Source organism: Aminipila luticellarii (assembly GCF_004103735.1).
In the GTDB taxonomy this organism is placed as follows: Bacteria; Bacillota; Clostridia; order Peptostreptococcales; family Anaerovoracaceae; genus Aminipila; species Aminipila luticellarii.
This window is the reverse complement of sequence record NZ_CP035281.1, coordinates 719262-745110: the sequence shown is the minus strand read 5'-3', so window position 1 is coordinate 745110 and position 25849 is coordinate 719262. Positions and strand designations below refer to the sequence as shown.

The 25849-nt window shown below is 42.2% G+C and carries 26 protein-coding genes; 4 read left to right on the top strand and 22 right to left on the bottom strand.

Annotation, left to right across the window (positions count from 1 at the left end; translation table 11 throughout):
• Positions 1-7: 7 nt before the first annotated feature.
• From EQM06_RS03490 to EQM06_RS03405, 18 genes are all read right to left on the bottom strand, one after another.
• Positions 8-271: a EutN/CcmL family microcompartment protein gene (locus tag EQM06_RS03490; RefSeq protein ID WP_128745020.1), complete on the bottom strand. Its 264-nt coding sequence runs from the start codon at positions 269-271 to the stop codon at positions 8-10.
• A complete protein-coding gene (locus tag EQM06_RS03485) occupies positions 265-642 on the bottom strand; it encodes a BMC domain-containing protein (protein ID WP_330548361.1) in 378 nt (125 codons plus the stop codon). The genes EQM06_RS03490 and EQM06_RS03485 overlap by 7 nt, the downstream gene beginning before the upstream one ends.
• Positions 643-792: 150 nt before the next feature.
• Positions 793-1506, bottom strand: a complete 714-nt coding sequence (locus EQM06_RS03480) for an ethanolamine utilization protein (RefSeq protein ID WP_128745019.1) — start codon at positions 1504-1506, stop codon at positions 793-795.
• A 16-nt stretch (positions 1507-1522) separates the two neighbouring features.
• Positions 1523-1969, bottom strand: coding sequence for a EutP/PduV family microcompartment system protein (locus tag EQM06_RS03475; RefSeq protein WP_128745018.1), 447 nt, complete (start codon positions 1967-1969; stop codon positions 1523-1525).
• Positions 1966-2319 (bottom strand): BMC domain-containing protein, encoded by a 354-nt coding sequence (locus EQM06_RS03470; RefSeq protein ID WP_128745017.1) that lies wholly within the window; start codon positions 2317-2319, stop codon positions 1966-1968. The genes EQM06_RS03475 and EQM06_RS03470 overlap by 4 nt, the downstream gene beginning before the upstream one ends.
• Positions 2320-2360: 41 nt before the next feature.
• Positions 2361-3314: a choline TMA-lyase-activating enzyme gene (gene cutD / locus EQM06_RS03465; protein ID WP_128745016.1), complete on the bottom strand. Its 954-nt coding sequence runs from the start codon at positions 3312-3314 to the stop codon at positions 2361-2363.
• Between the two features lie 134 nt (positions 3315-3448).
• Positions 3449-5995, bottom strand: coding sequence for a choline trimethylamine-lyase (gene cutC / locus EQM06_RS03460; RefSeq protein ID WP_128745015.1), 2547 nt, complete (start codon positions 5993-5995; stop codon positions 3449-3451).
• A 55-nt stretch (positions 5996-6050) separates the two neighbouring features.
• A complete protein-coding gene (locus EQM06_RS03455; RefSeq protein ID WP_128745014.1) occupies positions 6051-7550 on the bottom strand; it encodes an aldehyde dehydrogenase family protein in 1500 nt (499 codons plus the stop codon).
• Between the two features lie 53 nt (positions 7551-7603).
• Positions 7604-7909, bottom strand: a complete 306-nt coding sequence (locus EQM06_RS03450; RefSeq protein WP_128745013.1) for a BMC domain-containing protein — start codon at positions 7907-7909, stop codon at positions 7604-7606.
• 32 nt (positions 7910-7941) lie between these two features.
• Positions 7942-8238: a BMC domain-containing protein gene (locus EQM06_RS03445; RefSeq protein WP_128745012.1), complete on the bottom strand. Its 297-nt coding sequence runs from the start codon at positions 8236-8238 to the stop codon at positions 7942-7944.
• Between the two features lie 150 nt (positions 8239-8388).
• Positions 8389-8655, bottom strand: coding sequence for a hypothetical protein (locus EQM06_RS03440; protein WP_128745011.1), 267 nt, complete (start codon positions 8653-8655; stop codon positions 8389-8391).
• A 1-nt stretch (position 8656) separates the two neighbouring features.
• A complete protein-coding gene (locus EQM06_RS03435; protein ID WP_128745010.1) occupies positions 8657-9751 on the bottom strand; it encodes a hypothetical protein in 1095 nt (364 codons plus the stop codon).
• Between the two features lie 444 nt (positions 9752-10195).
• A complete protein-coding gene (locus tag EQM06_RS03430; protein ID WP_128745009.1) occupies positions 10196-10525 on the bottom strand; it encodes a DMT family transporter in 330 nt (109 codons plus the stop codon).
• 343 nt (positions 10526-10868) lie between these two features.
• Entirely contained in the window at positions 10869-11699 is an 831-nt protein-coding gene (locus EQM06_RS03425) for a MerR family transcriptional regulator (protein ID WP_128745008.1), read from the bottom strand.
• A gap of 119 nt (positions 11700-11818) precedes the next feature.
• The gene (locus EQM06_RS03420; protein WP_128745007.1) at positions 11819-12940 is read right to left on the bottom strand and encodes a copper amine oxidase N-terminal domain-containing protein; all 1122 of its coding nucleotides are present in this window, start codon (positions 12938-12940) and stop codon (positions 11819-11821) included.
• Entirely contained in the window at positions 12937-14913 is a 1977-nt protein-coding gene (locus EQM06_RS03415; protein ID WP_128745006.1) for a thioredoxin domain-containing protein, read from the bottom strand. The genes EQM06_RS03420 and EQM06_RS03415 overlap by 4 nt, the downstream gene beginning before the upstream one ends.
• A 197-nt stretch (positions 14914-15110) precedes the next feature.
• Positions 15111-15563, bottom strand: a complete 453-nt coding sequence (locus tag EQM06_RS03410; RefSeq protein WP_205666585.1) for a hypothetical protein — start codon at positions 15561-15563, stop codon at positions 15111-15113.
• A 33-nt stretch (positions 15564-15596) separates the two neighbouring features.
• On the bottom strand, positions 15597-15965 hold the full coding sequence (locus tag EQM06_RS03405) for a VOC family protein (RefSeq protein WP_128745004.1): 369 nt from the start codon (positions 15963-15965) through the stop codon (positions 15597-15599).
• 168 nt (positions 15966-16133) lie between these two features.
• Here EQM06_RS03405 and EQM06_RS03400 point away from each other — a divergent pair, with 168 nt between their 5' ends.
• From EQM06_RS03400 to EQM06_RS03390, 3 genes are read left to right on the top strand one after another with little or no spacing between them, the layout of a single operon-like run.
• The gene (locus tag EQM06_RS03400) at positions 16134-17870 is read left to right on the top strand and encodes an ABC transporter ATP-binding protein (RefSeq protein WP_128745003.1); all 1737 of its coding nucleotides are present in this window, start codon (positions 16134-16136) and stop codon (positions 17868-17870) included.
• Positions 17857-19623 carry an ABC transporter ATP-binding protein gene (locus EQM06_RS03395; RefSeq protein ID WP_128745002.1) on the top strand — a complete coding sequence of 589 codons (1767 nt, stop codon included), beginning with the start codon at positions 17857-17859 and terminating at the stop codon, positions 19621-19623. The genes EQM06_RS03400 and EQM06_RS03395 overlap by 14 nt, the downstream gene beginning before the upstream one ends.
• A 27-nt stretch (positions 19624-19650) precedes the next feature.
• Positions 19651-20322 carry a B3/B4 domain-containing protein gene (locus EQM06_RS03390; protein ID WP_128745001.1) on the top strand — a complete coding sequence of 224 codons (672 nt, stop codon included), beginning with the start codon at positions 19651-19653 and terminating at the stop codon, positions 20320-20322.
• A gap of 69 nt (positions 20323-20391) precedes the next feature.
• Here the strand turns inward: EQM06_RS03390 and EQM06_RS03385 are convergent, their stop codons facing one another.
• A complete protein-coding gene (locus EQM06_RS03385) occupies positions 20392-21828 on the bottom strand; it encodes a glycosyl hydrolase family 18 protein (RefSeq protein ID WP_128745000.1) in 1437 nt (478 codons plus the stop codon).
• A 235-nt stretch (positions 21829-22063) separates the two neighbouring features.
• Here EQM06_RS03385 and EQM06_RS03380 point away from each other — a divergent pair, with 235 nt between their 5' ends.
• The gene (locus tag EQM06_RS03380; RefSeq protein ID WP_128744999.1) at positions 22064-22603 is read left to right on the top strand and encodes a hypothetical protein; all 540 of its coding nucleotides are present in this window, start codon (positions 22064-22066) and stop codon (positions 22601-22603) included.
• Positions 22604-22740: 137 nt separating this feature from the next.
• Here the strand turns inward: EQM06_RS03380 and EQM06_RS03375 are convergent, their stop codons facing one another.
• Genes EQM06_RS03375 through EQM06_RS03365 form a run of 3 tightly spaced genes read right to left on the bottom strand, consistent with a single transcriptional unit; the run spans position 22741 to position 25833 of the window.
• Entirely contained in the window at positions 22741-24111 is a 1371-nt protein-coding gene (locus EQM06_RS03375) for a tripartite tricarboxylate transporter permease (RefSeq protein ID WP_128744998.1), read from the bottom strand.
• Between the two features lie 11 nt (positions 24112-24122).
• A complete protein-coding gene (locus EQM06_RS03370) occupies positions 24123-24545 on the bottom strand; it encodes a hypothetical protein (protein ID WP_128744997.1) in 423 nt (140 codons plus the stop codon).
• Positions 24546-24570: 25 nt separating this feature from the next.
• Complete coding sequence (locus EQM06_RS03365) at positions 24571-25833, bottom strand: hydroxymethylglutaryl-CoA reductase, degradative (RefSeq protein ID WP_128744996.1); 1263 nt, start codon at positions 25831-25833, stop codon at positions 24571-24573.
• Positions 25834-25849: the final 16 nt, after the last annotated feature.

The following is a 25849-nucleotide window of genomic DNA, read 5'->3' as shown; positions in this document are numbered from 1 at the left end:
CCCGAATTCATCCAAAATTGCAATCTTCATCAATGATTCCGACAACTACCGCATCCACCGGGATATTATCATCCCCCAGCATCCTTCTGGCTGAGGAGCCCTGACACACGATCACTCGGTCTCCGATCCCGGCACTGATAATATCTGCTACTACCATTCGCTGGCCTTCACATGCTCCGCCGATTATTTCTGCCAGCATGAGTTTTAAGCCATTCAGTGAGTCCGCTTTTCTTGTTGCCCATACATTGTCTATCAGTCTTGCTGTTACCATAAATCTTTCCCTTCTTCCAATTTCCGTTTTATCTCATGGATCGCATCTTCTACAGATGCTGTATCGCCGAAAATCGCAATCAAAATCATATTCTGAGGGCAGCTTCCTCTAATGTCTTCGACCGTAACACCAACTGCCTTCTCAGCAACATCTGCTGCGCATATCATTTCAATCATTTTCCCCTGAACCAAACCTACCGCATCTACATTATCAAAGTCTGATTTATTGTTCGATCCCATTCGACGTTTGAGAATATCCATGGTACCTTTGGAAGGAGTTTTAATAATTCGAAATTCCATTTTACAACATCCTTTCTGTTCAATGCTTTCCCCTCCGCCTTTTTCGTTCTGCTCCGGCGGAGCTGCAAACATCAGATCCTTTGGCTTATGGGTAAAGATACCTGTTTGTTTCTGTACATCATAATTGTTTTTTATTTAGTTTGAAGCCGCACACGCATCTGCGATGTAACATGTGGGTTTCATATTATACACACCCGAAATGACCGGGGAATATTGTCAGAGTCAGGTTTTTTTCTGACATTCCTTTCCTCCAACAGCTGAACAAATCATTTGAGATAAAGCATTGACAATTTTGTTCACTTTACCGATCATTTCTTCAGACCGTTTCATTTCATTCGGTTGGTCTTCGTATGCTTCCATTATCGCTGGCTCTACTTCCCTCAGCGCGCAGCGCAGTTTGTGGAGACTCAATATTTCCTTGCCTTTTTCCAGCTGCATATGAAATTCTGTTATATCAAAACAGTCCTCCATATCTTCACAGAAATTTTCTCCATTCATTCCGCTGCACTCCTGACAGCATACGACTTCACCTAAGCCCTTACCTTCCGCAAATGCTCTAATTCCCGCAAATTGTTTGCCTAAATTGATCACACTTTGCGCTAAAAAGACATCTTTGCTTAATAGCTCTTGCCCAGTTGAAAGAAATAAAGCTTCCATTGACTTCATTTTACAATAAAGTTTCTTTTCTTTCCAGCTTATTTGTTTCTTTTGCCCGGCTTCCGGATTTTTTCCTTCCGCTTTCACATTTGTCGCATCTTCACTGGTTGTCACTACATATTTCTTTACAAACGGTTGGTCGTCAAACATGTTGATTCCCCGATCCGCTAAAAACTGACGTGCTCCTGGGGTAAGTCTTGTTCCCGGTTCCATTTCATAGGTGGTAAAAGGTTCACTTCGATATAGATCTCTCAGATCTTCTTCGGTTATGAATTTCATATTCATCCCCCTTTACTTACTTTGTAGTACTAATTATATATGCCTTTAAAGCCTCGACTCCTATTCCTTCCGGAACACTTATCTTAAAATAGGGTTCTTTCACACCTATCTGCTTCAACTGCCTTAAACACACTCGCTCATTTTCCGGCTTCAAATCACATTTGGTTATTACACCGATGACCGGACATCTAAACACTCTGGCAAAGCCCGGTGAATAAATTTCCACTGGATTTGATTGATCTACCAGCAGTAATATGTGCGATGCCGCATTTTGTGCCGTAGCGATCAGATGCTTATACATCCAGGGAATCGCTACATATGAACTGGGCATATCAATGGTTTTTTCTCCGTAAATGGTATCCTGTGTTTTTCTTAATGGACCATCATAATCGTTTAATTCATTTACCAGTGTTGTCTTTCCGCAATGCGTAGGACCTATCACCATAACACGCTTTTTCTTCATGTCTTTGTAATAGGAACTGTTGTAAAGCCAAGCAAGTTACACAAGGTGTCAGTTACGGCTTCCAGTGCTGTCGTAACGCTTTGCACATCACCGCTGATAACAACTGAGCCGGTGAAACGATCTAAAAATCCAATTTCTACATCTGCTGTCTTCGTTGCAACATCTGCTGCAATGATAGCTGTTTCATAAGGTGACAGGGTGAGAATTCCTATAGCCCCTCTGTCATCTATTCCCAAACGCTCATATATATCAGGCATGGGCGAAGCAATCACGTGAGCAATGGTGACCTGTTTGCCAGGTACCGATTCCTGTATGATACGCTCTGTAGCTTTTTCAATAGCTGTTCCCATAAAACTTACCTTTCACTTCTGTTCGAATAATCCTTCACCTTCTAATGACGAATAACAGACACAGGGAAGTCATACTTCTTGATCCATCCTTCAATTCTGTCTAAATCTTCATCACTTAAGCTTGGATCTCCTTTAATAGGATATTCTTTACCAAGCTGATTATACTTATTTACACCTAGCTTGTGATACGGAAGCAAATCAATCCCTTTAAAATTCTTTTGATCACGGTAAGGCATTAAAAATTCAATGACCTGCCTTATTTCTTCCTCACTGTCATTTATACCCTTTAGCATAGGCATTCTAACCTTGACGTTATATCTTCTATGAAGAAGTTCTTTCAAATTCGTTAAAATTTGTTCATTACGAACTCCTGTCCATTCAAAATGCTTGTCTGGGTCCATCTGTTTCACGTCATAAAGAAATAAATCCGTAAATTCTGCAATTTTTAAGATGTTTTCAGTTTTCGTATATCCGCAGGTCTCGATTGCAGTATTGATACCTTCCTGCTTGCAAGCCTGCAATAGACTGGTTGCGGCCTCTGTCTGCATGGTTACTTCACCACCGCCCAGAGTAACTCCGCCTCCTGAAACTTCATAAAAGGTCTTGTCTTCTAAAATGATTTCCATCAATTCAGAAATCGTTTTGACTTCCCCCACAATAGTAAGTGCCTTAGCATTACAAACTTCTACACATTTTTGGCATCCAAGACAATCAATGTTGTGCTGTACTTCATGCTCTTGAGTATCCTTTGAAATAGAATGTATTCCAACCGGACAAACAGAAACACAAGCTCCGCAATTCGTACATGAATTGCTTTTGAACATGACTTGAAATTTCTTTTCTAATCCCTCGGGATTTGCGCACCATTTGCAGCGGAGCGGACATCCTTTAAAAAACACGAGCGTTCTTACACCGGGACCATCATACATATTGTATTTTTGTATATTGAAAATCGTTGCTTTTCTTTCAATAACACCTGTGTTTGCATTGTTCATACTATTTCAATCTCCAATTTGATCTATCTTGGTCTTTAACCAATAAGGATTGCTGCCCGCAAATTTCTGCGGCTTTATTGCCGACAAAGCGCAGGCAGCAAAGCTATTTGTTTAAAGTCAATTTAATTTATAGTTTAGAAATGCGTCAGCATAGTTCTGCTGATGATTTCATCCTGAACATCCTTACACAATTCTACGAAGAATGCACTGTAACCGGCTACACGAACAACTAGGTCACGATACTGTTCCGGATGCTTCTGCGCTTCGATCAGCGTCTTGTTATCCAGATAGTTGAACTGCATTTCGCCATTGCCGAACGCACAAGCGGCACGAAGCAATGCAACAATGCCGGCTTCTCCTTCCGGTGTATCCAAAAGACCTGCCATCAGCTTGAAGTTATGAACCATGCCGATATTCATGTTGTCACAAGACAACTTTGAAACGGACTTGATGATCGCTGTAGGTCCTTTAAAGTCAGCGCCCTGACTTGGACTGATACCGTCTGATAACGGAGCCCACGCCGCACGTCCGTTTGCAGACGCACCTGTCATCTGACCAAACGGCGTATTATTGGAAATGGACAGAGTTCCGTGGCTCAGTACAGAGTACAAAGTCTTATATTTTCTGTGATCCATTTCAGTAAAGTTGATTAAATCTGCAGCAATGAAATCTGCATAATCATCATCATTACCATACTTAGGAGCGGCAAGGCAGTCCGCCTTAATCTGTTCATATCCGGCAAAGTCAGACTTCAATGCTGTGTTCAGCTGTTCCAAGGTGCACTTCTTGTCGTCAAATACGACTTTCTTGATAGCAGCCATGGAATCTGCATATGTTGCAAGACCGGACCAAACTACGCCAGGTCCGAAGTTGTACATTGCACCGCCTGCTGAAACGTCTTTACCTTTTTCCATACAGCCTTCATACATGATGGACATAAGCGGCTTTGGTGCCAAGTCTCTGTGAACACGCTGTGAAATAACGGTAGCAACACTTGTCCACTTGGTTACATACTGAATCATTCGCTTAACGGCAGCGTCAAATTCTTCATATGTCTTATACTGACTGATGTCGCCAAAGTCCGGGCAAACCTGTTTGCCATACCAAAGCGGAACACCGTGATTGAGAACAAGCTCAATACAAATCGGCCACTGGGTATAAGCTGTAGATGTCCACTGATATAAACGACCGGACTTCTGAGGTTCTACACAGCCCATCAGGCAGTAGTCTCTGGCGTCTTCAATAGAAACGCCCTTTGCCAGCATCATCTTGATATGGGTATCGTCGAAGTGACAAGCAGGGAAGCCCATGCCGGCACGTACTACATCAACAATCTTCTTCAGGTATTTCTGCGGAGAAGCCTTATGAATACGGCAAGCCAGTGATGGCTGATAAATTCGAACGTGTCTTACAGCGTCCATTAACAGGTAAGTCAAATCGTTTGTTGCATCACGTCCGTCACGAGTAACACCGCCGACGCACATGTTTACAAATGGCTGATATCCTGCAAAGAACTTAGAAGCACCTTCACTTGTAACCCACATCATTTCAGATAGCTTGATCAGCATACAACCGGCTAAATCAAATGCTTCATATTCAGTCATACGGCCTGATTCAATATCAGCCTTGTAGAATGGGTACATATACTGATCCGCACGTCCGATGGACATACCAGTCTGATTTTCTTCTACTACTAGTAAAGATTCAATGGTAAACATAGACTGGATTGCTTCCCAGAAAGTTTCCGGCTTATGAGCAGGAACCTTTGCGTTTATTTCTGAAATCTTCTGCAATTCTGCTTTACGCTGAGGATTTGTTTCCTTTGCAGCCAGTTCAGCAGCATATTCTGACATACGCTTTGCGTAAATCATAACGCCTTCTGTTGTATCAACGATTGATTTATAGAAATAAATCTTTTCGATGTCATCCGGATTTTCATAATCTAATTTAGCAAGATGATCTTTTGCTTCCTGCTGAATATCCAGCATACCTTTTTTCATAAGGATTACATCGTATCCAGGGTTGGAGTCTCCGCCGCCGTTCGTTGCGTGGTAAGAACAATCCGAAACAAAAGATTCGCCGGATAATTCCCATACGCCAGCTTCTCTGTACTGGTCTTCACAGAACTCGTCAACAGACTTGCCTGCCCAAAAAGGGAATAATTCTTCACGTAAAATTTTCTTATCTTCTTCTGAAATGAAGAACGGATCCTGCGGACGAGTTCCGATTGTATCGATTTCATCCTGCAGCCATCTCCACGCAATATCAGGAGAAAATGCTCCGGCACGAGGTGCGCCGCAAGGAGCTCCGACGATCAATTCGTTGTCCTGAATAACCAGTGGTGCGGTTTCGCAGCAATATTTAAAACACTTTGCACGAAGTTCGATCTTCGGCATACCTGGGTTTTCCTTCGCAATTTTTGTAACGGCTACAGCACGGTGTGTGGTAATAGTCGGAACCTGCTTTAAATAAGTTTCCTTTAATAATTTATGTCTCTGGGTCATTCCCTCCGGAATACCAGAGCCATGAGCTGCAGCGACGTGGTCTCCGCTAGTGGTCGTTGCAGGTTTTGTAATTTCGCCTGAAACACCTTCAAACATTTTCATGATAGCTGAGCGTTCTTCTGCAGACATACTCTTGGTAGCTTCTGCAAATTTTTCTGAAAATTCACGAATATCCAAAATTTGTACCTCTCATTCTTCTTTATTTTTATCAGATTCTTCAGTCTGATTTTAGCTATTTATACTCTTGAATTGCTTCTACAGCTTTTTGTAAAATACTGTGAAGCAATTGTATATTCTCAGATTCTTTTTCTTCCTTGCACACTGATGCACAAGAGGAATCGCTTTCTTCTGCTAATATACGCTTGGTAATTTCTTCTGCTTTTCGCACTCCATATCCAACTTTACGGACATAGATCAGATTCATAGGCGAAACATTATCGGAGGTCATCCCTTCTCCTGCCGATCCGCTTCCTAAAGTCATAGCAGGGAACAGATTCGTTGTCGCACCCATACTGCCGAAAACAGCTGGTGTGTTTACAAGAACTCTGCCTACTGGCTTCTTTAATGCAAACTGACGGATTACCTCTTCGTCATTGGAATGAATAACGAGAGTATGTCCATGTCTCTCACTCAATAAGAGTTCAATACACTTTTCACAGGCATGCATCCAGTCGTCTTCAATGTAGTAAGCCAAAACAGGACATAGCTTTTCTTTCGAGTATGGATTCTCATCCGAAACATATTTTTGCTCCGAAATAAGGATCTTTACATTGTCAGGTACCCAGAAACCAGCTTTTTTAGCTAATTGCTGAGCCGTTTTACCAAACATTTCCGAATCTGCACTTCCGTCAAAACGGAAGAATAAAGCACCAAGCTTCTTAGCTTCCTCTTCTGACATAAAATAAGCACCGTTATTTTGTAATTCAGCTTTCACCTCTGCGGCAATGCAGCTGTCTACCACAATAGACTGTTCAGCTGCCGATACAATACCGTTATCAAAAGTTTTGCTGGTAATAATATCGCATACTGCTTGTTTTATATCTGCTGTGCGTTCAATAAATGCCGGGCCGTTGCCATTTCCTCCATATATAACGGGTTTTCCTGCCTGATATGCTGCATTCAGCATGGCGGGAACACCTGTGTTCATAATTAAAGAGGTTGCTTTATGATTCATCAGTTCAATCGTACCGCTTTGGGTAACCGTATGCAGATACGCAATAGCCCCTTCCGGCAGTCCATAGCCCTCCGCTGCACGAATTAAAATGTCAAGAGTTTTTGCAATCGTATTTTTTGCTCTCGGATGAGGGGAAAATATAATCGCATTTCCTGATTTAATTGCTATTAAAGCTTTGTATATTGTAGTAGATACCGGGCTCGTCGCAGGACAAAGCGCTACGATGACCCCCATTGGCACTCCCACATCCATTGTTCTGTTTTGTTTGTCTTCGTCGATAATGCCCACACAGCGCATGCCTCTAAGTCTTGTGCGTAAATATTCGCAGACAAATTTATTTTTAATGCATTTGTCCTGCCAATTTCCATAATCGGTTTCGTCACAGGACATTTTAGCTAATTCGCCGATGTGCTTATCGATTTCTTCCGCCATGCGTTCAACAATCTCATCCAACTTTTCCTGCGGAAAAGTTGCCAGAGCTTTCTGAGCTTCGCGTGCATTCTCCGCAAGAATTCGAGATTCTTGTATGGAGAGCAAATCATTATCAATAATATTCATTTAGGACTCTCCTCTTCGTCAAAATTCTAACTTGCTGATTTAACAGCAGATTATTAACCAAGTAATTTGTCGAGCGAGTAACGAGCAATGATCTTTTCAAGATCCTGATGCGGTCTTGCGATAACAACTGAACTGTAAAGATTGCCGTCTTCCATTTCCTGTACAGCCTTTACTCCGGCAGCTACAGCAGTCTTGCATGCTCCTACGTCTCCTCTTACTAATACTGAGATGTATCCAGATGCTGTGTTTTCGTATCCTACCAATTCCACGTCAGCTGCCTTACACATTGCATCAGCCGCCTCTAAAACGAAAACCAAACCAAAGGTTTCAACTAAGCCTAAAGCTTCAAAATTTGCCATCTGTGTAGTTCCTTTCTTAAAATAATAATTTACTAGGCATCAATATCATGTACTGATACGATGTCCCCTACAGCCGGAATTGGACGAGGCATTACATTCTTTGCGGTCAGCTTTCCGATTGCGGAAGCAGCTTCCGCACCGGCTTCTACCGCCGCCTTCACGGCAGCAACGTCACCCTTAACTAAAATTGTAACCAGTGTCGATCCGATATTTTCATAAGCTACCAGTTCAACATCCGCAGCTTTCAGCATTTTATCCGCACCTTCCAGTGCAGGTACCATGCCAAGCGTTTCAATCAGGCCTAATGCCTGTTCACCATAATATCTCACGAATATCCTCCTTTCATATTTACCCTTAGGCCCAGTGCATTGAGCCTAAGGATACTTTCATTAATAACAAAATGTTTATTATTAATTGCGTTCATTGCCATATTCATAAACTTTCCATATTGCTTCAATATGTAAATTTTATGGCAGTGTTTAGCCGATGGCCTTAAGAATAATATCTCTCATTTCACCAGTTGCTCTGTAGTATACTCTTAGCTTTCCGGTGCTATCCATCTCAAATCTGGATTCTTCCAAAATTCCGTTTGCTTCCGCTGTCATGATTGCTTCGATCATGGCATCTCTTTTCAAACCTTTATAGTTTGAATAGTCACCCTTCAAAGACTCGATGACATCATCTGCACAAGCCTCGTCTACTTTTGTAAAATGTAAAAGCATTGCATAGTTTAATGGTTTCTTCATCTTAGTTCTCCTCCTTTTTGCCAAATAATTCTGAAGGATTTACGGCAATAATAAATATACCGATAATCATAAGAACTGCAGCGAACCAAGCCGCAGGTGCAAGGTTCCAGCCTTCGATGCCCCAAGCTAGTCCTAATACTAACCAGCAGCAGAAAGGTCCCCAGAAGGAGAACGCACCATTACAAGCCATACCTAAAGCAGTACCGCACATGCTGTTTCCTCTGTACCAGAACATATAGGAAGCAAATGCAAATCCGCCGGAGATAACAAAGAATAAAATAGAATTGCTGTCTGAAAAAGCCTGAGCAGCAAGACTCAATGTTTTTCCAGGACCTTCTCCGCTTAACATACCGAATATTGGTACTAAAACGATTAAGTTGGATAAACCTGATGTAAGCTGTCTGATTGTGATACCAATTTCTGAATCCATCATGCAGCAGTTATATCCGCCTACACAACCTTCGATACCCCAGCCGACAGCTGCGATAAATGCGATGCAGATTCCAAGAAGCATTCCATCCGGAGCGTCTAATGCCATTCCCTGTGCTCCAATGATTCCGCTGGCTGCTACGCAGATCAGAATACCAATCAATCTACGTGCTCCTAACGCCTGTTTATAAAGAAATCTGGATATGATAGCTCCAATACAAGGACAAAGAGCGGAAATAGGAACAACAATGGAACCAGCCATCTGCAGGCCTATTACGTACGCCGTACTGGAAATAGGACCCCCTATTAAAGCTACACCAATCATAATTTTGCCCGGTTTTGTTCTTAGTACTCTAAAGAAGTCGCCGGCCTTACCTCTGAATGCGGCATAAGCCAGTGCCCAGACACCGCTTAAAGTATCGTTCAGTGAACTGCCTATGGATGCAATAGCAAATGTAATGATGAAGACGGAAAGTCCTGCTGTATTAGCACCATACCAGTCTGACCATACACCTTTTGTCATGCCAAGAGTAAGAAAGGCCGTATAAAACCCATATAAAATACCGGATAGGATAGCGATCGTTATTCCTTTTTTAAAGAAGGAACTCGCCAATTTTTTCTTCGCAGTTACCGCTTGCGCGCTCACTGCTCCTGAAACTTCGTTCATAAAAATAAAACTCCTTTCACTTCAACGTAAGTTCTGATACATTTACGTTTTTTTAATGTATTATCATTAATAAATTTATAATGACCTTCATTACTGACAAAAGCTATTTTTACATTTTTTACTACATTTATATAATCGCAGTTTTATTATGCCCACATGCCTCATTATTATAGCTTTATCATATTCTGACATTGACCTTTTCTATGCTTTTTCTTTGATTATAATCCTTGCCCTATGGGGGAATGTCAACAGATATTTTGTCCGTATTTTTTTGTTGTTAAAACTCCTTGACAGTATACAATTTCGCTTAAGTTTTATCCTTTATCTAATTTTAAAACCATTTTCGTACTAAAGAAAAGTACAAACCTTCCCCTTAGTGGAATGTTTATGTCCCCTCATATATTGTCTTTTTATAAAATCGTATCTAAGTCTTGTTAAAAACCGTTATTGCGGGGGAGTTCCAAATAAGTTTAAAATAACAATACCTATGGTAATCATAGCCAGAGCAATGATTCCGGCAAGAGTGATCCCCTCTTTGAAAAGAAAAACGGAGATTAAAGATGTTACGATCAGACCCACCGCAGACCAAGTAGCGTAAGCAACACTTAAATGAAGATTCATGGTAAGTGCTTTTGAAAAAACGTAAAAGCAAATAATATATGCCGTCGCACTGATGATGGACGGCTTCAGCTTTGTAAAGCCTTCCGAGTACGCCAAAAACGTTGTCCCGATCAATTCTGTAACAATGGATATTGCCAAAAATAAATAGCCCATCCGATCTCCTTCTTTTCTAATATGTTTTTCTTATATATTCATATGCTTTCATTATAATCCTTGCCCTAGAGGGGAATGTCAATCCATGTTTTTTTCTGTATTTTCTTGCGGTTAAAACGTTTTACTGCCATACAATTACCTCTTGATTTTATGGATTATTTGACTTTAAAAGCTCCATATATCCGCACCTTTACTCTATTCTACCCAGAAAATGTGGTGAGCGTTCTTTTTTTTATTTTTAATGTTTTTATCGGACTAAAAGAAAAAACATTCCCCTTAAGGGAATGCTTTTCTTTTATATCAATCTATTTTATTATACAAATATACAAATTCGAATGACTTTTTATCCTCTGGTGACCTGAATCATCACTTCTGTGACAAACTGATCTTCATTTCTGGTGGTCCAATAGTCCGTAACATACCGCTCATAACATTCTTCCGTACAGATATATCCGTGGCTGTCAGCCCAATTACAAATTTTCTGGTAGGTTTCATGAATGCTCTCAAGGCTTCCTATGTGATAACAGGAAGCGACCATGTATCCGCCCATCTTAGTCACTTGCTCTTCTTTGTATTCCAGAATGGGTTCCTGCATGATCCGAACCTTTTGGCAGGTGCCATCCATCTTCTCTTTGAAAGAAGGGAAACTCAGAACCACAGGCCCTGTTATTTCATTGTTAATACTTTCTAGATAGTTCGTCCACTCTATGTTGATGATAGATTCTCTGTAATTGTATTCAAAAGCTTGATCCATAAAACAGTACGTTGTCGCATCGATATACTTTACCGCTACTTCATGTACATCATTTTCGATAACAAGCTGAGCTTCCAGAATCAGATCATACCAATCCTTCACAGAAGTATAGCTGTTGTGTATGTTTTCTTCCAGCTCCTTCAGCTCATCAATTTTACGCCGAAACTGCCTTTCTATAATACCATACGTATTTCCTTCAAAAAGTTCGCGCATTTCTTCCAGCTTAAAACCCATCTGCTTATAATATTTTATAACCGGCAAAGATAATAGCGTGGTCCTGTTATAAAATCTATAATTATTATCATCGCAGACTTTGTCAGGAGAGATTATACCTATTTTGTCATAAAATCTTAGTGCTTTTTTTGATATATTACAAATTTTACTGACTTCACCTATGGAGTAGTATTCCTTTTCCTCCACAAAACCACCTCCTACAAATTTTCAATGCTAATAGTATATACCAAATGGCTCAAGCTTCACAAGCAGTTTTTTTATCTGCTGCTGAACAGGCAGATCTATCCGAGGATTCTGCCTTGCACTCAATTGGCCTTATATATGGAAACGCCCCCATCCTGGTCGTAATGAAGGTAGGAGGAAATGCAGTCCGCCGTTCCGAACCACATACCTGACTTTCCCAGGGAAGGATTCCATTTATGATATAATTCATACCCATAAAAATCTGAATAAGAATCTGTTCCTGTTTTTGATACCTTCACATTTTCCAATTTCGCTCCTTTGGCTTGTGAAAAGCAATTACTTCCATCAAAGACCTTTGACATGGCCATGGATACCACTGCTTTGGCACAGGCTTTATCAAAATCCGCACGATCTGAAACCTTTCGTACGACTTCCCTGCCGTCTAGTTGAATAACCAGGTCCGCTTGATTTTTTGACACATTTTCTGCATATAATTTTAAATGATGTTTTGAACCCTGTTCTAAATAAGAATTGCTGCCATTCAGCCAGGAGGCTCCCTGCCGCATGAACACGGTCCACTTATTATAACCGGGATGGGCTTCATCCTCTATAAATTGAAAGCCGCCCTCCACATTTCCCAAATCATTTTCCCAATCAAATCCAAAATACACATAAGGGCAGTCTCCTTTCTCCGCAAGGTTGACATAAGGAAGGGTCACATCTCCTTCAATACCGTCAAACCCATCAAAGGTAAGCTGCCTGCGTGAAAAGATTCCCGTAGTTCCGCCATTAATCGTAGAAGCAGTCAGTTCAGTAGCATGAACTGTTCTGGTTTTATTGTCCCAATCCACTGCGTATCCAAAGCTTTCCATTATAGCGCGCAGCGGCAGATAGGTTCTGCCATTTTTAAGTACAGCAGGGCAATCCGTTTTCACCTGTTTTTCATTTACAAAAATAGTGCTTTGTCCTATAGGAATGGTTACTTTTATATCGCCTTTGCTGAGCAAGGCCGTTTTTTCTTCTTGATTCCAATCTACCTGACAATCTATGGCGTTCAGGCATGCTCTTAAGGGCATCATGGTTCGATCCGTTTCACTGACATAAGGGAGCCCTGTTTCAGAATTAAATGCTACACTGGTTCCATTTACCTGAAATGCAGGCGCATCCTCTGCATACGCAAACACAGCACCGGATAATATCAAGCTTAAAACAAGAGCTCCTGTTACAATTTTTCTTTTTATCATACATCCTCCTTTATTTCAAATGCCTTGGTCCCCTCATTTGTCGGCGGAAGGCAGCTGTGATTTCTGCACACGTAAAAGGTCGTTTTATCATTTATCAGCGGATATTCGGCGGTCGGAGCTTCCAATACCTTTATATCGACACCGTGTCTTCTCCTGCCTTTAATCTTGCCTAAATCTGCCGGATCTGCCAGCACACATACCATATGCTCCGGCGGATTCAAATGCATCCACAGAGCGGTCAAGAAAAAGCTGTATCCTGCCGGATATTCTTTAGCCGAAGCAGACATAAATTCCAACTGCTGATTCTCCTTTTCCATAAATTCCCTTACTTCCAAAATATGTGAAAGCTTGACCAAATTATAAGCCATGACAGAGTTACCGCTGGGGATGGCTCCGTCGTAAGTCTCTTTAGGGACTATAATGAGCTGCTGATTTTCTTTTCCATAGAGATAAAAGCCGCCGTTCTCCTCATCCCAAAATTCTTCTATCGTCTTGCGGCAAAGATCGGCTGCCCTGTTCAAATAATCCGTATTTAAGGTAGCCTCATATAACTTGATCAGGGCAAAAATATAAAAAGCATAATCATCCAAGAATCCTCTGGATGAACGGACTCCTTCACGGAAACTGACAAATAAGGCATCCTCCTCCTGTAGGTTTTCCGTAATAAATTGATCGGCTTTTTCAGCAGCTTTCAGATACGTTTCTTCTCCAAGCACACGATACATTTCCGCAAATGCAGCAATCATCAAGGCATTCCAGGAAGTCAGGATTTTATCATCCAGATGAAGCTGTGCGCGGGACTTTCTATATTTATAAAGCTTTGGAAGACATTCCCGGAATCGGTCATCCATATTGGTATGATGCAGCAGATTCGGAATATTTCTGCCTTCAAAATTTCCTTTTTCCGAAATCCCATAATATGCGTTAAACGCTTTACCGGTCTCTTCTCCCAGCAGCCTTGTGATTTCATCATAATCAAATACGTAGTATTTCCCCTCTATCCCCTCACTGTCCGCATCCTGTGCACAATAAAATCCGCCCTCAGGGCTTGTCATTTCACGCAGAACGTATTGTGCTGTCTTCTGCGCAATCTGTTTATAGATTTCCTTTTCTGTCAGCTCAAAGGCTTTCGTATAGCTCATCAGTAAAAGAGCATTGTCATAAAGCATTTTTTCAAAATGAGGTACCAGAAAATATCGGTCTGTGGAATACCTTGAAAATCCATATCCGATGTGATCAAATATGCCGCCTTTATACATATGAAGCAAGGTGGTCTCAATCATTTCCAGAATACTTTTATCCGGCTTGGCTCCATAATAATTCATTAAAAACAATAGGTTGTGCGGCATGGGGAATTTTGGAGCATTGCCAAATCCGCCATAGGTTTTATCAAAGCCTTTTTCAAAAAGCTGCACTGCTTCATCTATCAGCATACCATCAATGGATTCACTTTTTTTAGCCGGAGCATGAAGCTGCCGGATCACCTCTTCCGAGGTTTCTAATAGTTGGTGCCGGTTCGTCTGCCAATTCTGAATAATCGCGTCCAGCAGGTCTATGAATCCCATCATACCATAGTTCGATCCTTTAGGAAAATAAGTTCCGGCAAAAAACGGCTTTTGCTCATACGTCATAAAAATGCTGGTAGGCCATCCTCCACTGCCCGTGAATGCCTGACATACTGCCATATAAATGCTGTCGATATCCGGCCGTTCCTCTTTATCCACCTTTATACACACAAAATGTGTATTCAGAATATCTGCTACCTGCTGATCCTCAAAGCTTTCGTGAGCCATCACATGACACCAGTGACAAGTACTATAACCGATGCTTAAAAAAATCGGCTTGTCCTCTTCCTTTGCTCTTTTAAACGCTTCATCGCACCATGGATACCAATTTACCGGGTTATGAGCGTGCTGCAGTAAATAGGGAGAAGTCTCATTTATCAATAAATTCGGTTTTGTATTTTCAGACATTGAACCACCTTCTTCTCTTTTAAAATCTGTAAATATTGTATCCAACTTTATGAAGTCTACTCTCTGCTGCAAGTCTTTCCTGTGGATATAATAAATCAGCTGGCTTGTCATGATGAAATAAATCACAGCAGGCCAGCTTCTTTCGTCTTTTTTAATGAATATTTGCAAAAGATCTTACTACGGATTTTAAGAATTCTCTAAATGATCTCTTCCATATTGCAATCAAAAAACCCTTGTCTTCGCAATTCCGCCCTGATTATGGTGAGCACTTCCTGTGCGCTCAAAGCGCGGTTCAATATTTTATTTTTCTCAATAATCAGGCTGATGTAAATCAATATGGGCAGACTATACTGATTCAATATGGACCGCCCTTCCTCGATTTCCTTCTGGATCATGCGTTTTGCTTTCTCTTTTTTTGCACGATACCGTTCCGTTTTATATCTCTCATCCAATATGCGCATGAACACGTCTTTATCTGACAAATTGGGATGTAATCGTTTCACGTCAATATATGCTGATAAAATCTGATTTAATATTATTTTCCAGCTTCCTACCCCTGTTAATTTTATGAATAGTATAAATACGAATAAAATTCCTATCATACAGATTAACCCAACTATAAAAATCGCCTCCTGACAAGTCTTGTACATTGAAATAATGCCTGTTAACTCCGGATTCTTTTTCTAAGCAATTTGTTCAACCAGTTGTATCCTCATGCCGTTGGGATCCTTAATAAAGAAAAACTTTACATGCGGGTTCGGCTGAATTGGCCCGCTTTCCACTTTTATTCCCTTTTCTTTCACCTTCTCCAGTGCCTTATCGAGAGAATCCACTTCAAAACCCCACGAAATATCCGGACCAACGTTGACAGATTGGTTGTCTCCGTCACAGATCAGCTCGATTTCTGTTTGGCCGGCCTCCCCTAAAAAGGCGATCTCTGTGTTCGGCCCGCCGCTGACCCTTCTGCTCATCTCCAGACCAAGAATTTCCTGATAAAATGTAATCGATTCGTCCAAGTTCTTCACATTTAATGTGCTCCAACAAAATCTCATATGATATCCTCCTAAAAAAATATTAATGCAACAAAATAAACAAAAAACCTTTATATATTCAGCATACTAGATTCTGCTCCTTTTGTACAGACTAAATAGATAACTCTTATGGTATAATTATATGGTATAGTATACCTATCGGAAAATGAATTATATTGGAGATTTACTTTGAAAAAGCTATTAATTTACTTAAAAGATTACAAAAAAGAAAGCATTCTCGGTCCTCTTTTCAAACTCTTAGAGGCCTCCTTTGAATTATTGGTACCGCTTGTCATAGCCAGAATTATTGATCACGGTATCCGATATGCGGATACGGGCTATATTTTCCGCATGTGCCTGCTCTTAGCAGCTCTTGGGACCATCGGTCTGGCCTGCTCCATCACCGCCCAATATTATGCGGCAAAGGCGGCTGCCGGGTTTGCGAAAAATCTAAGACATGCGTTGTTCGCACATATTCAATCCTTTTCTTATTCCGAATTGGACACGCTCGGCACTTCAACCATGATTACCCGAATGACCAGTGATATGAATCAAGTACAATCCGGTGTAAATCTGACACTTCGGTTGCTGCTTCGTTCGCCCTTCATTGTGTTTGGTGCCATGATCATGGCCTTTATGCTTGATGTCCAGTCTGCACTGGTGTTTGTTGCAGCCATTATTTTTCTGTCTGTTGTAATATTTGGCATCATGCTCTGGTGCATCCCGCTCTATAAGAAAGTGCAATCAAAGCTGGATCAGGTTCTTCGTATCACCAGAGAAAACCTCACCGGAGTTCGTGTTATCCGTGCTTTTTGCATGGAAGAAGATGAAATCCGCAAATTTGAAGGTTGTAATGAAGAACTGACTCAAATTCAAAAATATGTCGGCCGCATTTCTGCTCTGATGAATCCCATTACTTATATTATCATCAATCTGTCTATCATCTGGCTCATCTGGACCGGTGCAATCCGAGTAAATATGGGAATCATCACACAGGGCACCGTTGTAGCTTTATATAACTATATGTCCCAGATCCTTGCAGAACTGGTTAAGCTGGCAAACCTCATTATTACAATTAATAAATCTATTGCATGCGGGAACCGTATTCAAGAGATTTTTGAGATTTCTTCCGATTTTACGGAATCAGAACATATACCTGCCCCTAAAAACAGCCTCTTTATGGTTGAATTCAATCACGTGGACCTCCGCTATAAAAATGCCGGAGATAACGCTCTGACAGATATTAATTTCAAAGTAAGGCCCGGAGAAATCGTCGGAATCATCGGCGGTACCGGTTCGGGGAAATCCTCGCTTGTGAACATGATTCCCCGATTCTACGAAGCGTCGGCAGGAGACATTCTAGTTGACGGAATCCCTGTGAAAGAATATCCCGTCAACATGCTGCGGGATAAGATCGGCGTCGTTCCCCAGAAGTCCATCCTGTTTAAAGGAACCATCCGTTCCAACATGAAATGGGGAAAACAGAACGCAACGGATGAAGAGATTTTTCAGGCGCTGGAGATTGCGCAGGCTAAAGAGGTTACGGAAAATAAAGGCGGGCTGGATTATATGGTCGATCAAGGCGGCAAGAATCTTTCCGGCGGCCAGAAACAGCGTTTTACCATTGCCCGAGCATTGGTAAGGCAGCCGGAAATCCTTATTCTGGATGACAGCTCCTCCGCACTGGATTTTGCAACAGATGCGGCTCTCCGCAAGGCCATTGGCACCATGGAGAACCGACCTACCGTATTTGTTGTTTCTCAGCGGATTTCTTCAGTAAAGCACTGTGACCAGATCATCGTTCTGGATGACGGTGCGGTTGCCGGAATCGGTACGGATAAAAACCTGATGCAATCCTGCAAGGTCTATCAGGAAATATATGCATCCCAGTTCAGAAAGGAGGACTCTGCTCATGGCGGCTTTTAAGAAAACTCATACGGCTCAAAAGGGCACCGGGAAAAAAGTGCTGGATTATTTAAAGCGCTACCGTCTGCTTTTGATCCTTTCCATACTTTTTGCCGCTCTGACGGTTGTTCTGACTCTTTACGTGCCTATTCTCATTGGTAATACCATAGATCTGATCGTTGGAAAGGACAGGGTGAACTTCTCAGGCATCCTGCTGCTGCTTGGGGAAATAGGGGTTATCGTTGGCATTACCGGCCTTCTGCAATGGATTATGAATACGATCAACAATAAAATTACCTTTCAGGTCATCCGTGATGTCCGTAAAGAAGCCTTCCAAAAAATTGAAAAGCTTCCGCTGAAATATATTGATGCCCATGCCTATGGGGAAATCGTCAGCCGTGTCATTGCAGACGTAGATCAGTTTGCAGACGGTCTTCTCCTTGGATTTACACAGTTGTTTACCGGAGCTCTAACGATTTTTGGTACACTGTTCTTTATGTTTTCCATCAGCTGGAAAATTGCTCTTGTAGTCGTCGTTTTAACTCCCCTGTCTTTGTTCGTAGCACGTTTCATTGCCAAGAAGACCTATCGGATGTTCTGGCTGCAGTCCGAAGCCCGCGGGCAACAGACTGCTCTTATTGATGAAATGATTCATGGTCAAAAAGTAGTGCAGGCCTTTTCTCATGAACAGGAAGTGATGAAACAATTCGATAAAATCAATGACCGCCTTACAAAATACTCCCTCCATGCCACTTTTTTCTCCTCTATTACCAATCCGGCTACCCGTTTTATAAACAGTCTGGTCTATGCCGGAGTAGGTCTGGCAGGAGCATTAAGCTGTGTTGCAACCGGAGGTGCCTTCACCGTAGGACAGCTTTCCTGTTTTTTGAGTTATGCCAGCCAGTATACCAAGCCTTTCAATGAAATCTCAGGCGTTATTACAGAGCTTCAAAATGCTCTGGCCTGTGCTTCCAGAATATTTGAATTAATAGAAGAGGAGCCTCAGATGCCGGATTCAGACTCCGCTGTAAGATTGGAAGGCGTTCAGGGAAATGTCTCTATGGAGAATGTAGAATTTTCCTATACGCCGGATAAAAAATTAATACGTAATTTTAATCTTACGGTAAAGCCCGGACAGCGAATTGCAATCGTTGGCCCTACTGGATGCGGCAAAACTACAGTGATCAATCTGCTGATGCGGTTTTATGACGTTGACAGCGGATGCATTCAGGTAGAATCATGTGATATTCGTCAAGTCACCCGCAAGAGCCTGCGGCACAGCTATGGCATGGTCCTGCAGGACACATGGCTGAAATCCGGAACCATTCGGGAAAATCTCACCATGGGAAAACCGGAGGCCACAGACGAAGAAATTATTGCTGCGGCAAAAACCACTCATGCACACAGCTTTATTAAGCGGCTTCCCAATGGGTATGATACCGTCATAGGCGAAGACGGCGGAAGCTTGTCTCAAGGCCAGAAGCAGCTTTTATGCATTACACGCGTCATGCTGTGCCTGCCGCCTATGTTGATTCTGGATGAAGCAACTTCCTCTATCGACACCCGTACGGAGCTTAAAATACAAGAAGCCTTTTCCCTGCTCATGCGCGGAAGAACCAGCTTTATCGTGGCACATCGCCTATCCACAATTCAAGAAGCAGACGTGATTCTGGTCATGAAGGACGGTAATATCATTGAACAGGGCAAGCACGAGGAACTTCTTAACAAGAATGGGTTTTATGCAAACTTATATAACAGTCAGTTTTCCGCATAACTGTGGCATCATAACAGGAGGGTGAAAATGAATTTTATTTTAAATGAAAGTTTAGTGAATCTGGGTATTCACGACATTGTGATAGCAGTTGTAGAAGGAACAGATTCCTCTGTTACGCTGCCTGACAAAATTTTAGAGCTTCTAAAAAGCAGAGAAGAAAGAGCATTAGCTCTTCAACCGGATGAACTGGATGAAAATCCCGTAATAGCCGGGTATAGAAATTTAGTACAAAAAATTGGACGGAGTGCAAAGAAAAATCCCCCTACTGCTGAATCCCTCATTAAAAACATTCAGAGAAGAGGCTCCATGCCAAGAATTAATACGATTGTGGATATTTACAATACGGAAACACTCCAATCGTATTTATCAATAGGTGCCCATGATCTGGACAAAATTGAATTTCCCATTGAGTTTACGGTTTCCCATAGGGAAGATATCTTCTATCCTATTATGGCTCCTGAGAAAAAGGTCGCCGATTATGATTTTATATATCGTGATCAAAAGGGTATATTGGCATATCTGGACTGCCGGGATTCCGAGCTCTATAAAATCGAAGAGAATACAACGAAAGTTCTGTTTGTCATTCAGGGAAACCAAAACACCTCTGTAGAATACCGAAAGAATGCTCTGGAACGAATCTGCGAGAGCCTGAAAGAGATTACGCCGGGGCTGACATACAAAATACAAGTCATATGCTGAGAGGCTGACACAGACCTGCCAAAAATTAAAGACCGTCTCTTATCTCAGGAGACGGTCTTTAAGACTGGTCTAATTCTTATTCTTTGATGTGGCATATACACATTTACCTGCCGCACTGTAGGACATATCATACCCAAAGGCTTCAAGTACTGCACGAGCCGGCAGATAAGTCCTTCCGCCCTTTATCACAGCAGTGGTATCCATGTTCATTTCTTTGTCATTGACCCAATATTGCGCACTGCCTATATTAATCTTAATATGCGTATCCTTCAAGACGGCCTCCACAGATTTCGTCTTTCCGTCTGCATCTGCGCTGTAGCTGACCTCAGCTCCCACAGATTCCAGTAGCTTACGAACTGGGACAAGGGTTCTGTTATTTTGGTCTATAAACGGCATTCCCATTCCATCCTTTTCACTGAAAATCAAAGGCTTATTGTCTATGACAAGCCCTATATAGCTGTTCAGCTGTTCCCTGCTCAATCCGTTCATGGCATGAAGCGTATCATCGATCATTGATACAACGCTGGTATCATCATATGTATCTTCGTTGACATCAAACAGCATAACCCCTCCGGCTTTTCTCAATGCGATCATGGTCTTTTCTCGAAGCGTGTTGAGCCCGTTATAAGTCGATTGGAGCGGCTGCGTATCCACCATATCCATATAGGCATATTCTCTGTTCATGTCCACCAGGAATCGATATTGCTGCCAGCTTGGTCTCGCATACAGTGGCATACCCAGCACTAACTTTTCAGCCGGTATATTCCGATAGGTTTTCCAATAGTTTATCGTTGTCTCCGAATACCATATCGGACTGTGGTTCGGATCGGTTTTCAAATCATAGCACATCAAGCTGATAAAATCAAAACAGCTTAAGGTTTTATCTGTGACGCCTGCCAGAGCTTCCCAGACATTTTGACCATTTGTGGTTCCTGTTCCCGGTAATGCTGTTGACAATCCTTTTTCTAACGGTTTCAGTTTTTCAGACAGCTGCACCACAGTCTTTTCATAATCTGCGCTGGTACTGTATTTGGGATATTCCCAATCCAATTCCACTCCGTCAAAACCATACTGCTGAACCACGTCCATCACATGATCGACGAAAATCTTTCTCAGGTTGTCATCCGCCGCTATTTTTTCAAAAGTCGGGAATAACGGCACTCCGTCCTTATCTGAATATCCGCCTATGGAAACAAAGACCTTTGTTCCTGCATTGTGACATTTTTCAATCAGTTGTTTCAGTTCTTCCGGTTCTTCAAAAGGCTTGAAGCTGCCATCCTCTTTCGGTATCAAAAATCCATACATAATGTGGGTCAGCTTGTCTGCCTGCAGCTTTTCCACCGGCACATCAAACCATTCACCGCAATAATACCCGATGACCTTAAAGTCTTTTTCAGCCCCATAACCATAGGTGATATTCGGAAACAGCATGACAGCTGTCATTACGGCTGCAAGCACTGCACAAAACAAACCATTTTTTACGCTTTTTAATCTCTTTACTCCCATTCTTTACACACTTTTCCCTTTCCCTCCTGCATTTTCTTTCCGTTAAGTTTTTAAATGTTTCGTTAAATTTGGGCTTTTCTCTTATATACTAAATGAAAATGGGGAAAAGAGCAAATAATATTTCATATTGTTGACAAGCCTATCCTCCTATGCTATTCTAGGTTAAACAATTAGCTTTTGCTAACCAAAATTTAAGGCCAAGCGATTATATGAAAAATAGAAAGGATTACGCATAATGAATCATTCACATAACCAGTCCTGCTGTTCTCATAACGACAACGGAAACGAAATGGAAGAGAATGGACAGGCCTGCGGCGGATGCTGCTGCGGGCATCATGAAACCACTATACAGCTGTCAGAAGAAGAAATTGAGATTTTAACAGAATTAGCACAGACACCTTATCTGCCCTTAGCCCAATTTGTTCTGAAAAGCAGCCAGTCCAGCCATTTAGAGTCTGTTGCGCTGGCGCCTGTTTATCTCCACGACAGAAACGATTCTATGGACACAGTGAGGCGTACCGCCGATGTGCTGAAAGCTCTTGAAGCAAAGGGACTCCTTACTTTAGATTATGAAGAGCCCTTAGAAAACGGAGATTATACCGACTATTCGGACTCCACACTGTACGCTTACTTTAAAGAGACTGTCATGCAGGCCAAAGGAAAAGAGAACTTTCTGTTTGATATGGCAGATCTGGAGCTTGGCAGTATTGCACTAACTCATATCGGACAAATTGCAGTTGAAAATTTAGATAAATTGACCGACACGGAGAATTAAAATGAAAGACGGTATCACTTTTCATTTGTATCAATAGTGAATAAAAAATACCGTAATTGTTATTTTACCAACAATTACGGTATTTTTTCATGTATGACGATCAGGACGTTAACCTTGAACCCAGCTGTTCAAAGTTACTATTGGAATCCAAAAAGCTTCGCTACCATCCATGTGGATGCATAGAAGGTCATGAACTGAACGCCTGTATGCACTCCGAAGAACTTATTTAAAATTCCTCCAAAGATACCGATCGTAACAGATACTAAAATTCCAATAATTCCCGCTTCATAGAAAGAGAGAACGATAATCAATCCCATAAACATACAGATAATGGCTTCCTGACTTACTTTTCGAAGAACCAAAACACTGGCTTTTCTTGCGTAGTTCATGGAAAAAGGATAAGCAATCAGAGCTGCCACAATGATTCCGATAAATCCAAACAGCAGGAACTGACTCGGTTCCATCATGCTGTGCAGATTATGTACAGGATCGCTGGAGAAAACCGGCGGAGCATTGAAAAGAGGTCCCGCAGGCCCAAGCGCTACCGGGCTTAGAGGGATTCCAAACGCGATAAGGGGTATGATGGCCTCTGCGATATAAGTTGCTTCTGTCACCGCATTCATCACGGACAGAGTCGTTGTCAGCCTTTGATACGTTCCTTTTACCTTAGATGAAATAATCTCTCCTGCCATTACCGTCATTCCCACAGGGCTGAAAGTGAAGGTCAGCGCAGAAATCCCCGCACCCACTGCGGTATAGGCTGCCTGTTTTGGAGACAGTATCTTCAAAGGATTAGGAAAATATCCCTTCCAGGTCTTCATTTCCGGAGCCAGCCAAAATTCTTTCGGGCCGGTTCTGGTCAGCATGCTGCGGGTAGCCGGGGAAAGCAGGGTAACAATATCCGCAAACATCGGCCCTATGGCAATTCCCAAAAAGATACTGATAGAAACCGCATGCTCTGCTGCCACGGCCATTTTGATAAGGCCTTGAAGAAATACGGCAAATGGAATCAAGAGAAAAATACTGGCCCATTTACCCTTTGAAGTATACGCAATAATGACCGCTGCGATAATGAAAATGATAGGTGCCCATTCTTTTACTATGTCTCCAAAAGGAGCCAACAGGGATGCAAATCCTACAGAAATCGGCAGTGCGATAAAGGCTCCGCAGATCGCTCCGGATATCATTTTACGCAGAGCCACATGAGGAACGCCCAGCCGCCTCAGTACATTGGCGTGCTCCAGAAGCGGAACCGCCATGGTATCTCCTGGAACGCCCATGAGCGCTGTGGGGATTGCATGGGTCATATGCTTCGAGACCGCCGAACCTATAAAGAAGGAAAAAACTGCCACCGGCGGAAATCCCAGCAAAATGATCAGGAGCGTAAGAGGGGCAACGGTGGCCGTCTCATCCGTGCCGGATATCAAGCCCATAAAGGAAAAGATCAGTCCGCCCAGCAGGGCGCCTCCCACTCCCCACATCAAATCATATAGTAAAGTTGCTTCCATTCCTGACTCACCTATCCTTTCGTTTCTTCATCACCGGCAAAAATTTCATATAATTTCAGACTCTTCATTTCAGCAATCACTTGTTTTTCAGCATTTTTCAAGGCTTCTGCCTCTTTTTCCTTATTAATTCCAAGTTCATCCAGTACGGACTTTCGGTCTTCCTCAGAGAAATGTTTTTCATTTAAAATACGTTTTGGTTTAAAAAGGCTTGCAGAAATTACAGCACTGATCAAAGACCCCAGAATGCCAATCAGCAAAGCATAGGCTTTTACAAGATTTGGCGCTACATCAGTGAGCCTTCCCTGAAGGAACTGCAATCCCAAAATAAACAGGGACAAGCTGATAACAATTCCTATAATCACTGCGATGAACAGATCACGAATCTCTACCGTATCTCCCCATACATCCGCGTAAAAATGTTTCTTTTCTTCCATGTTTCATATTCCTCCTTTTTTGTCTTTACTTGGAATATTCTTTCATGAGCTCCTGGGCATATTCCAGTCTGACTTTCTTTTCTTTTACCATTCTGTCAACGATTTTTTCAAGGACATCCCCCTTGGCACCTGCAACTGATGCAATGTTTCTCGCGTGCAGGGACATGTGCCCTCTTTGTATTCCTTCTGTAGCCAGCGCTTTTATAGCTGCCAGGTTCTGTGCCAGACCTACGCTGGCAATGATTTCACCCAGCTCAGAAGCACTCTTTACCCCCAACATTTTTACAGCGATCTGGGCTGCCGGATGAATTTTTGTAGCTCCGCCCACCAGACCTACAGCCATAGGCAATTCAATCGTTCCTACCAAATCACCTTCCGCATTTTTTTCCCATGTGGTAAGTGAAGTATATTGTCCGGAACGGGCTGCATAGGCATGTGCTCCCGACTCAATGGCTCTGGTATCATTACCCGTAGCAATGACCACCGGAATAATGCCGTTCATGATTCCTTTGTTGTGAGTTGCTGCCCGGAACGGATCTGCCGCAGCAAAAGCATACGCTTTAATGATTTTATCAACGACCTCTGCTCCTCCAAGAGATTCTTTTTTAACGGTTACTCTGGAGCGAGCCAGTCTGTGGATTGCCAAATTAGATAGAATCCTCAGGTATACAGTGCCTCCTGTCAGTTCTTCAATATAAGGTGCGACTGCTTCTGCCATAGTATTCACAGCGTTGGCGCCCATTGCATCCAGCGTATTGACCTTGAGATGCACCACCACCATTTTCCCGATGATACTGTCAATAATTCTCACATCTAAATCCTGCATTCCGCCGCCGTGCTCCACCAGCACCGGGTCTTTTTCATTGCAAATTTGAATAATTTTATCTTTGTTTTCATATATTCTGATTTTAGCCCCATTGGGATCCGGAACATCCAGAACCTGAACCTGAGCAATCATAACAGAGCCAGAGTTGCTTGCAAAGAATCCGCCGTTATCTCTGGCCATCTTCGCCGCATTGCTGGCGGCAGCCAGAACGGAAGGTTCCTCTGTGACCATAGGAATCAGATAGTCTTTTCCGTTGATGAGAAAGTTGAGTCCAACACCAAAAGGATACTGATAGGTTCCTATAACGTTTTCGATCATGTGATCTGCTTTATCCATGCTTAAAGCACCAGGAACACTGATAACCTCTGCTTCTTCTTCAGAAATACCTGTAAATTCCCTTACTTCTTTTAACCTGTCTTCTGGTGATAATTTGTAAAAACCTGAATAGCTGCTTGTTTTCATCGTTTTCCATCCTTTC

Bases quoted from the DNA above. Each gene is read 5' to 3' on its own strand.
- EQM06_RS03475 (WP_128745018.1), bottom strand. From the start codon at position 1,969: ATGAAGAAAAAGCGTGTTATGGTGATAGGTCCTACGCATTGCGGAAAG.
- EQM06_RS03380 (WP_128744999.1), top strand. From the start codon at position 22,064: ATGAATCATTCACATAACCAGTCCTGCTGTTCTCATAACGACAACGGA.
- EQM06_RS03385 (WP_128745000.1), bottom strand. From the start codon at position 21,828: ATGGGAGTAAAGAGATTAAAAAGCGTAAAAAATGGTTTGTTTTGTGCA.
- EQM06_RS03370 (WP_128744997.1), bottom strand. From the start codon at position 24,545: ATGGAAGAAAAGAAACATTTTTACGCGGATGTATGGGGAGATACGGTA.
- EQM06_RS03395 (WP_128745002.1), top strand. From the start codon at position 17,857: ATGGCGGCTTTTAAGAAAACTCATACGGCTCAAAAGGGCACCGGGAAA.
- EQM06_RS03405 (WP_128745004.1), bottom strand. From the start codon at position 15,965: ATGAGATTTTGTTGGAGCACATTAAATGTGAAGAACTTGGACGAATCG.
- EQM06_RS03435 (WP_128745010.1), bottom strand. From the start codon at position 9,751: ATGAACGAAGTTTCAGGAGCAGTGAGCGCGCAAGCGGTAACTGCGAAG.
- EQM06_RS03470 (WP_128745017.1), bottom strand. From the start codon at position 2,319: ATGGGAACAGCTATTGAAAAAGCTACAGAGCGTATCATACAGGAATCG.
- EQM06_RS03480 (WP_128745019.1), bottom strand. From the start codon at position 1,506: ATGAAATTCATAACCGAAGAAGATCTGAGAGATCTATATCGAAGTGAA.
- EQM06_RS03420 (WP_128745007.1), bottom strand. From the start codon at position 12,940: ATGATAAAAAGAAAAATTGTAACAGGAGCTCTTGTTTTAAGCTTGATA.
- EQM06_RS03485 (WP_330548361.1), bottom strand. From the start codon at position 642: ATGTTTGCAGCTCCGCCGGAGCAGAACGAAAAAGGCGGAGGGGAAAGC.
- cutD (WP_128745016.1), bottom strand. From the start codon at position 3,314: ATGAACAATGCAAACACAGGTGTTATTGAAAGAAAAGCAACGATTTTC.
- EQM06_RS03455 (WP_128745014.1), bottom strand. From the start codon at position 7,550: ATGAATATTATTGATAATGATTTGCTCTCCATACAAGAATCTCGAATT.
- EQM06_RS03450 (WP_128745013.1), bottom strand. From the start codon at position 7,909: ATGGCAAATTTTGAAGCTTTAGGCTTAGTTGAAACCTTTGGTTTGGTT.
- EQM06_RS03415 (WP_128745006.1), bottom strand. From the start codon at position 14,913: ATGTCTGAAAATACAAAACCGAATTTATTGATAAATGAGACTTCTCCC.
- EQM06_RS03490 (WP_128745020.1), bottom strand. From the start codon at position 271: ATGGTAACAGCAAGACTGATAGACAATGTATGGGCAACAAGAAAAGCG.
- EQM06_RS03430 (WP_128745009.1), bottom strand. From the start codon at position 10,525: ATGGGCTATTTATTTTTGGCAATATCCATTGTTACAGAATTGATCGGG.
- EQM06_RS03365 (WP_128744996.1), bottom strand. From the start codon at position 25,833: ATGAAAACAAGCAGCTATTCAGGTTTTTACAAATTATCACCAGAAGAC.
- EQM06_RS03440 (WP_128745011.1), bottom strand. From the start codon at position 8,655: ATGAAGAAACCATTAAACTATGCAATGCTTTTACATTTTACAAAAGTA.
- EQM06_RS03410 (WP_205666585.1), bottom strand. From the start codon at position 15,563: ATGTACAAGACTTGTCAGGAGGCGATTTTTATAGTTGGGTTAATCTGT.
- EQM06_RS03375 (WP_128744998.1), bottom strand. From the start codon at position 24,111: ATGGAAGCAACTTTACTATATGATTTGATGTGGGGAGTGGGAGGCGCC.
- EQM06_RS03390 (WP_128745001.1), top strand. From the start codon at position 19,651: ATGAATTTTATTTTAAATGAAAGTTTAGTGAATCTGGGTATTCACGAC.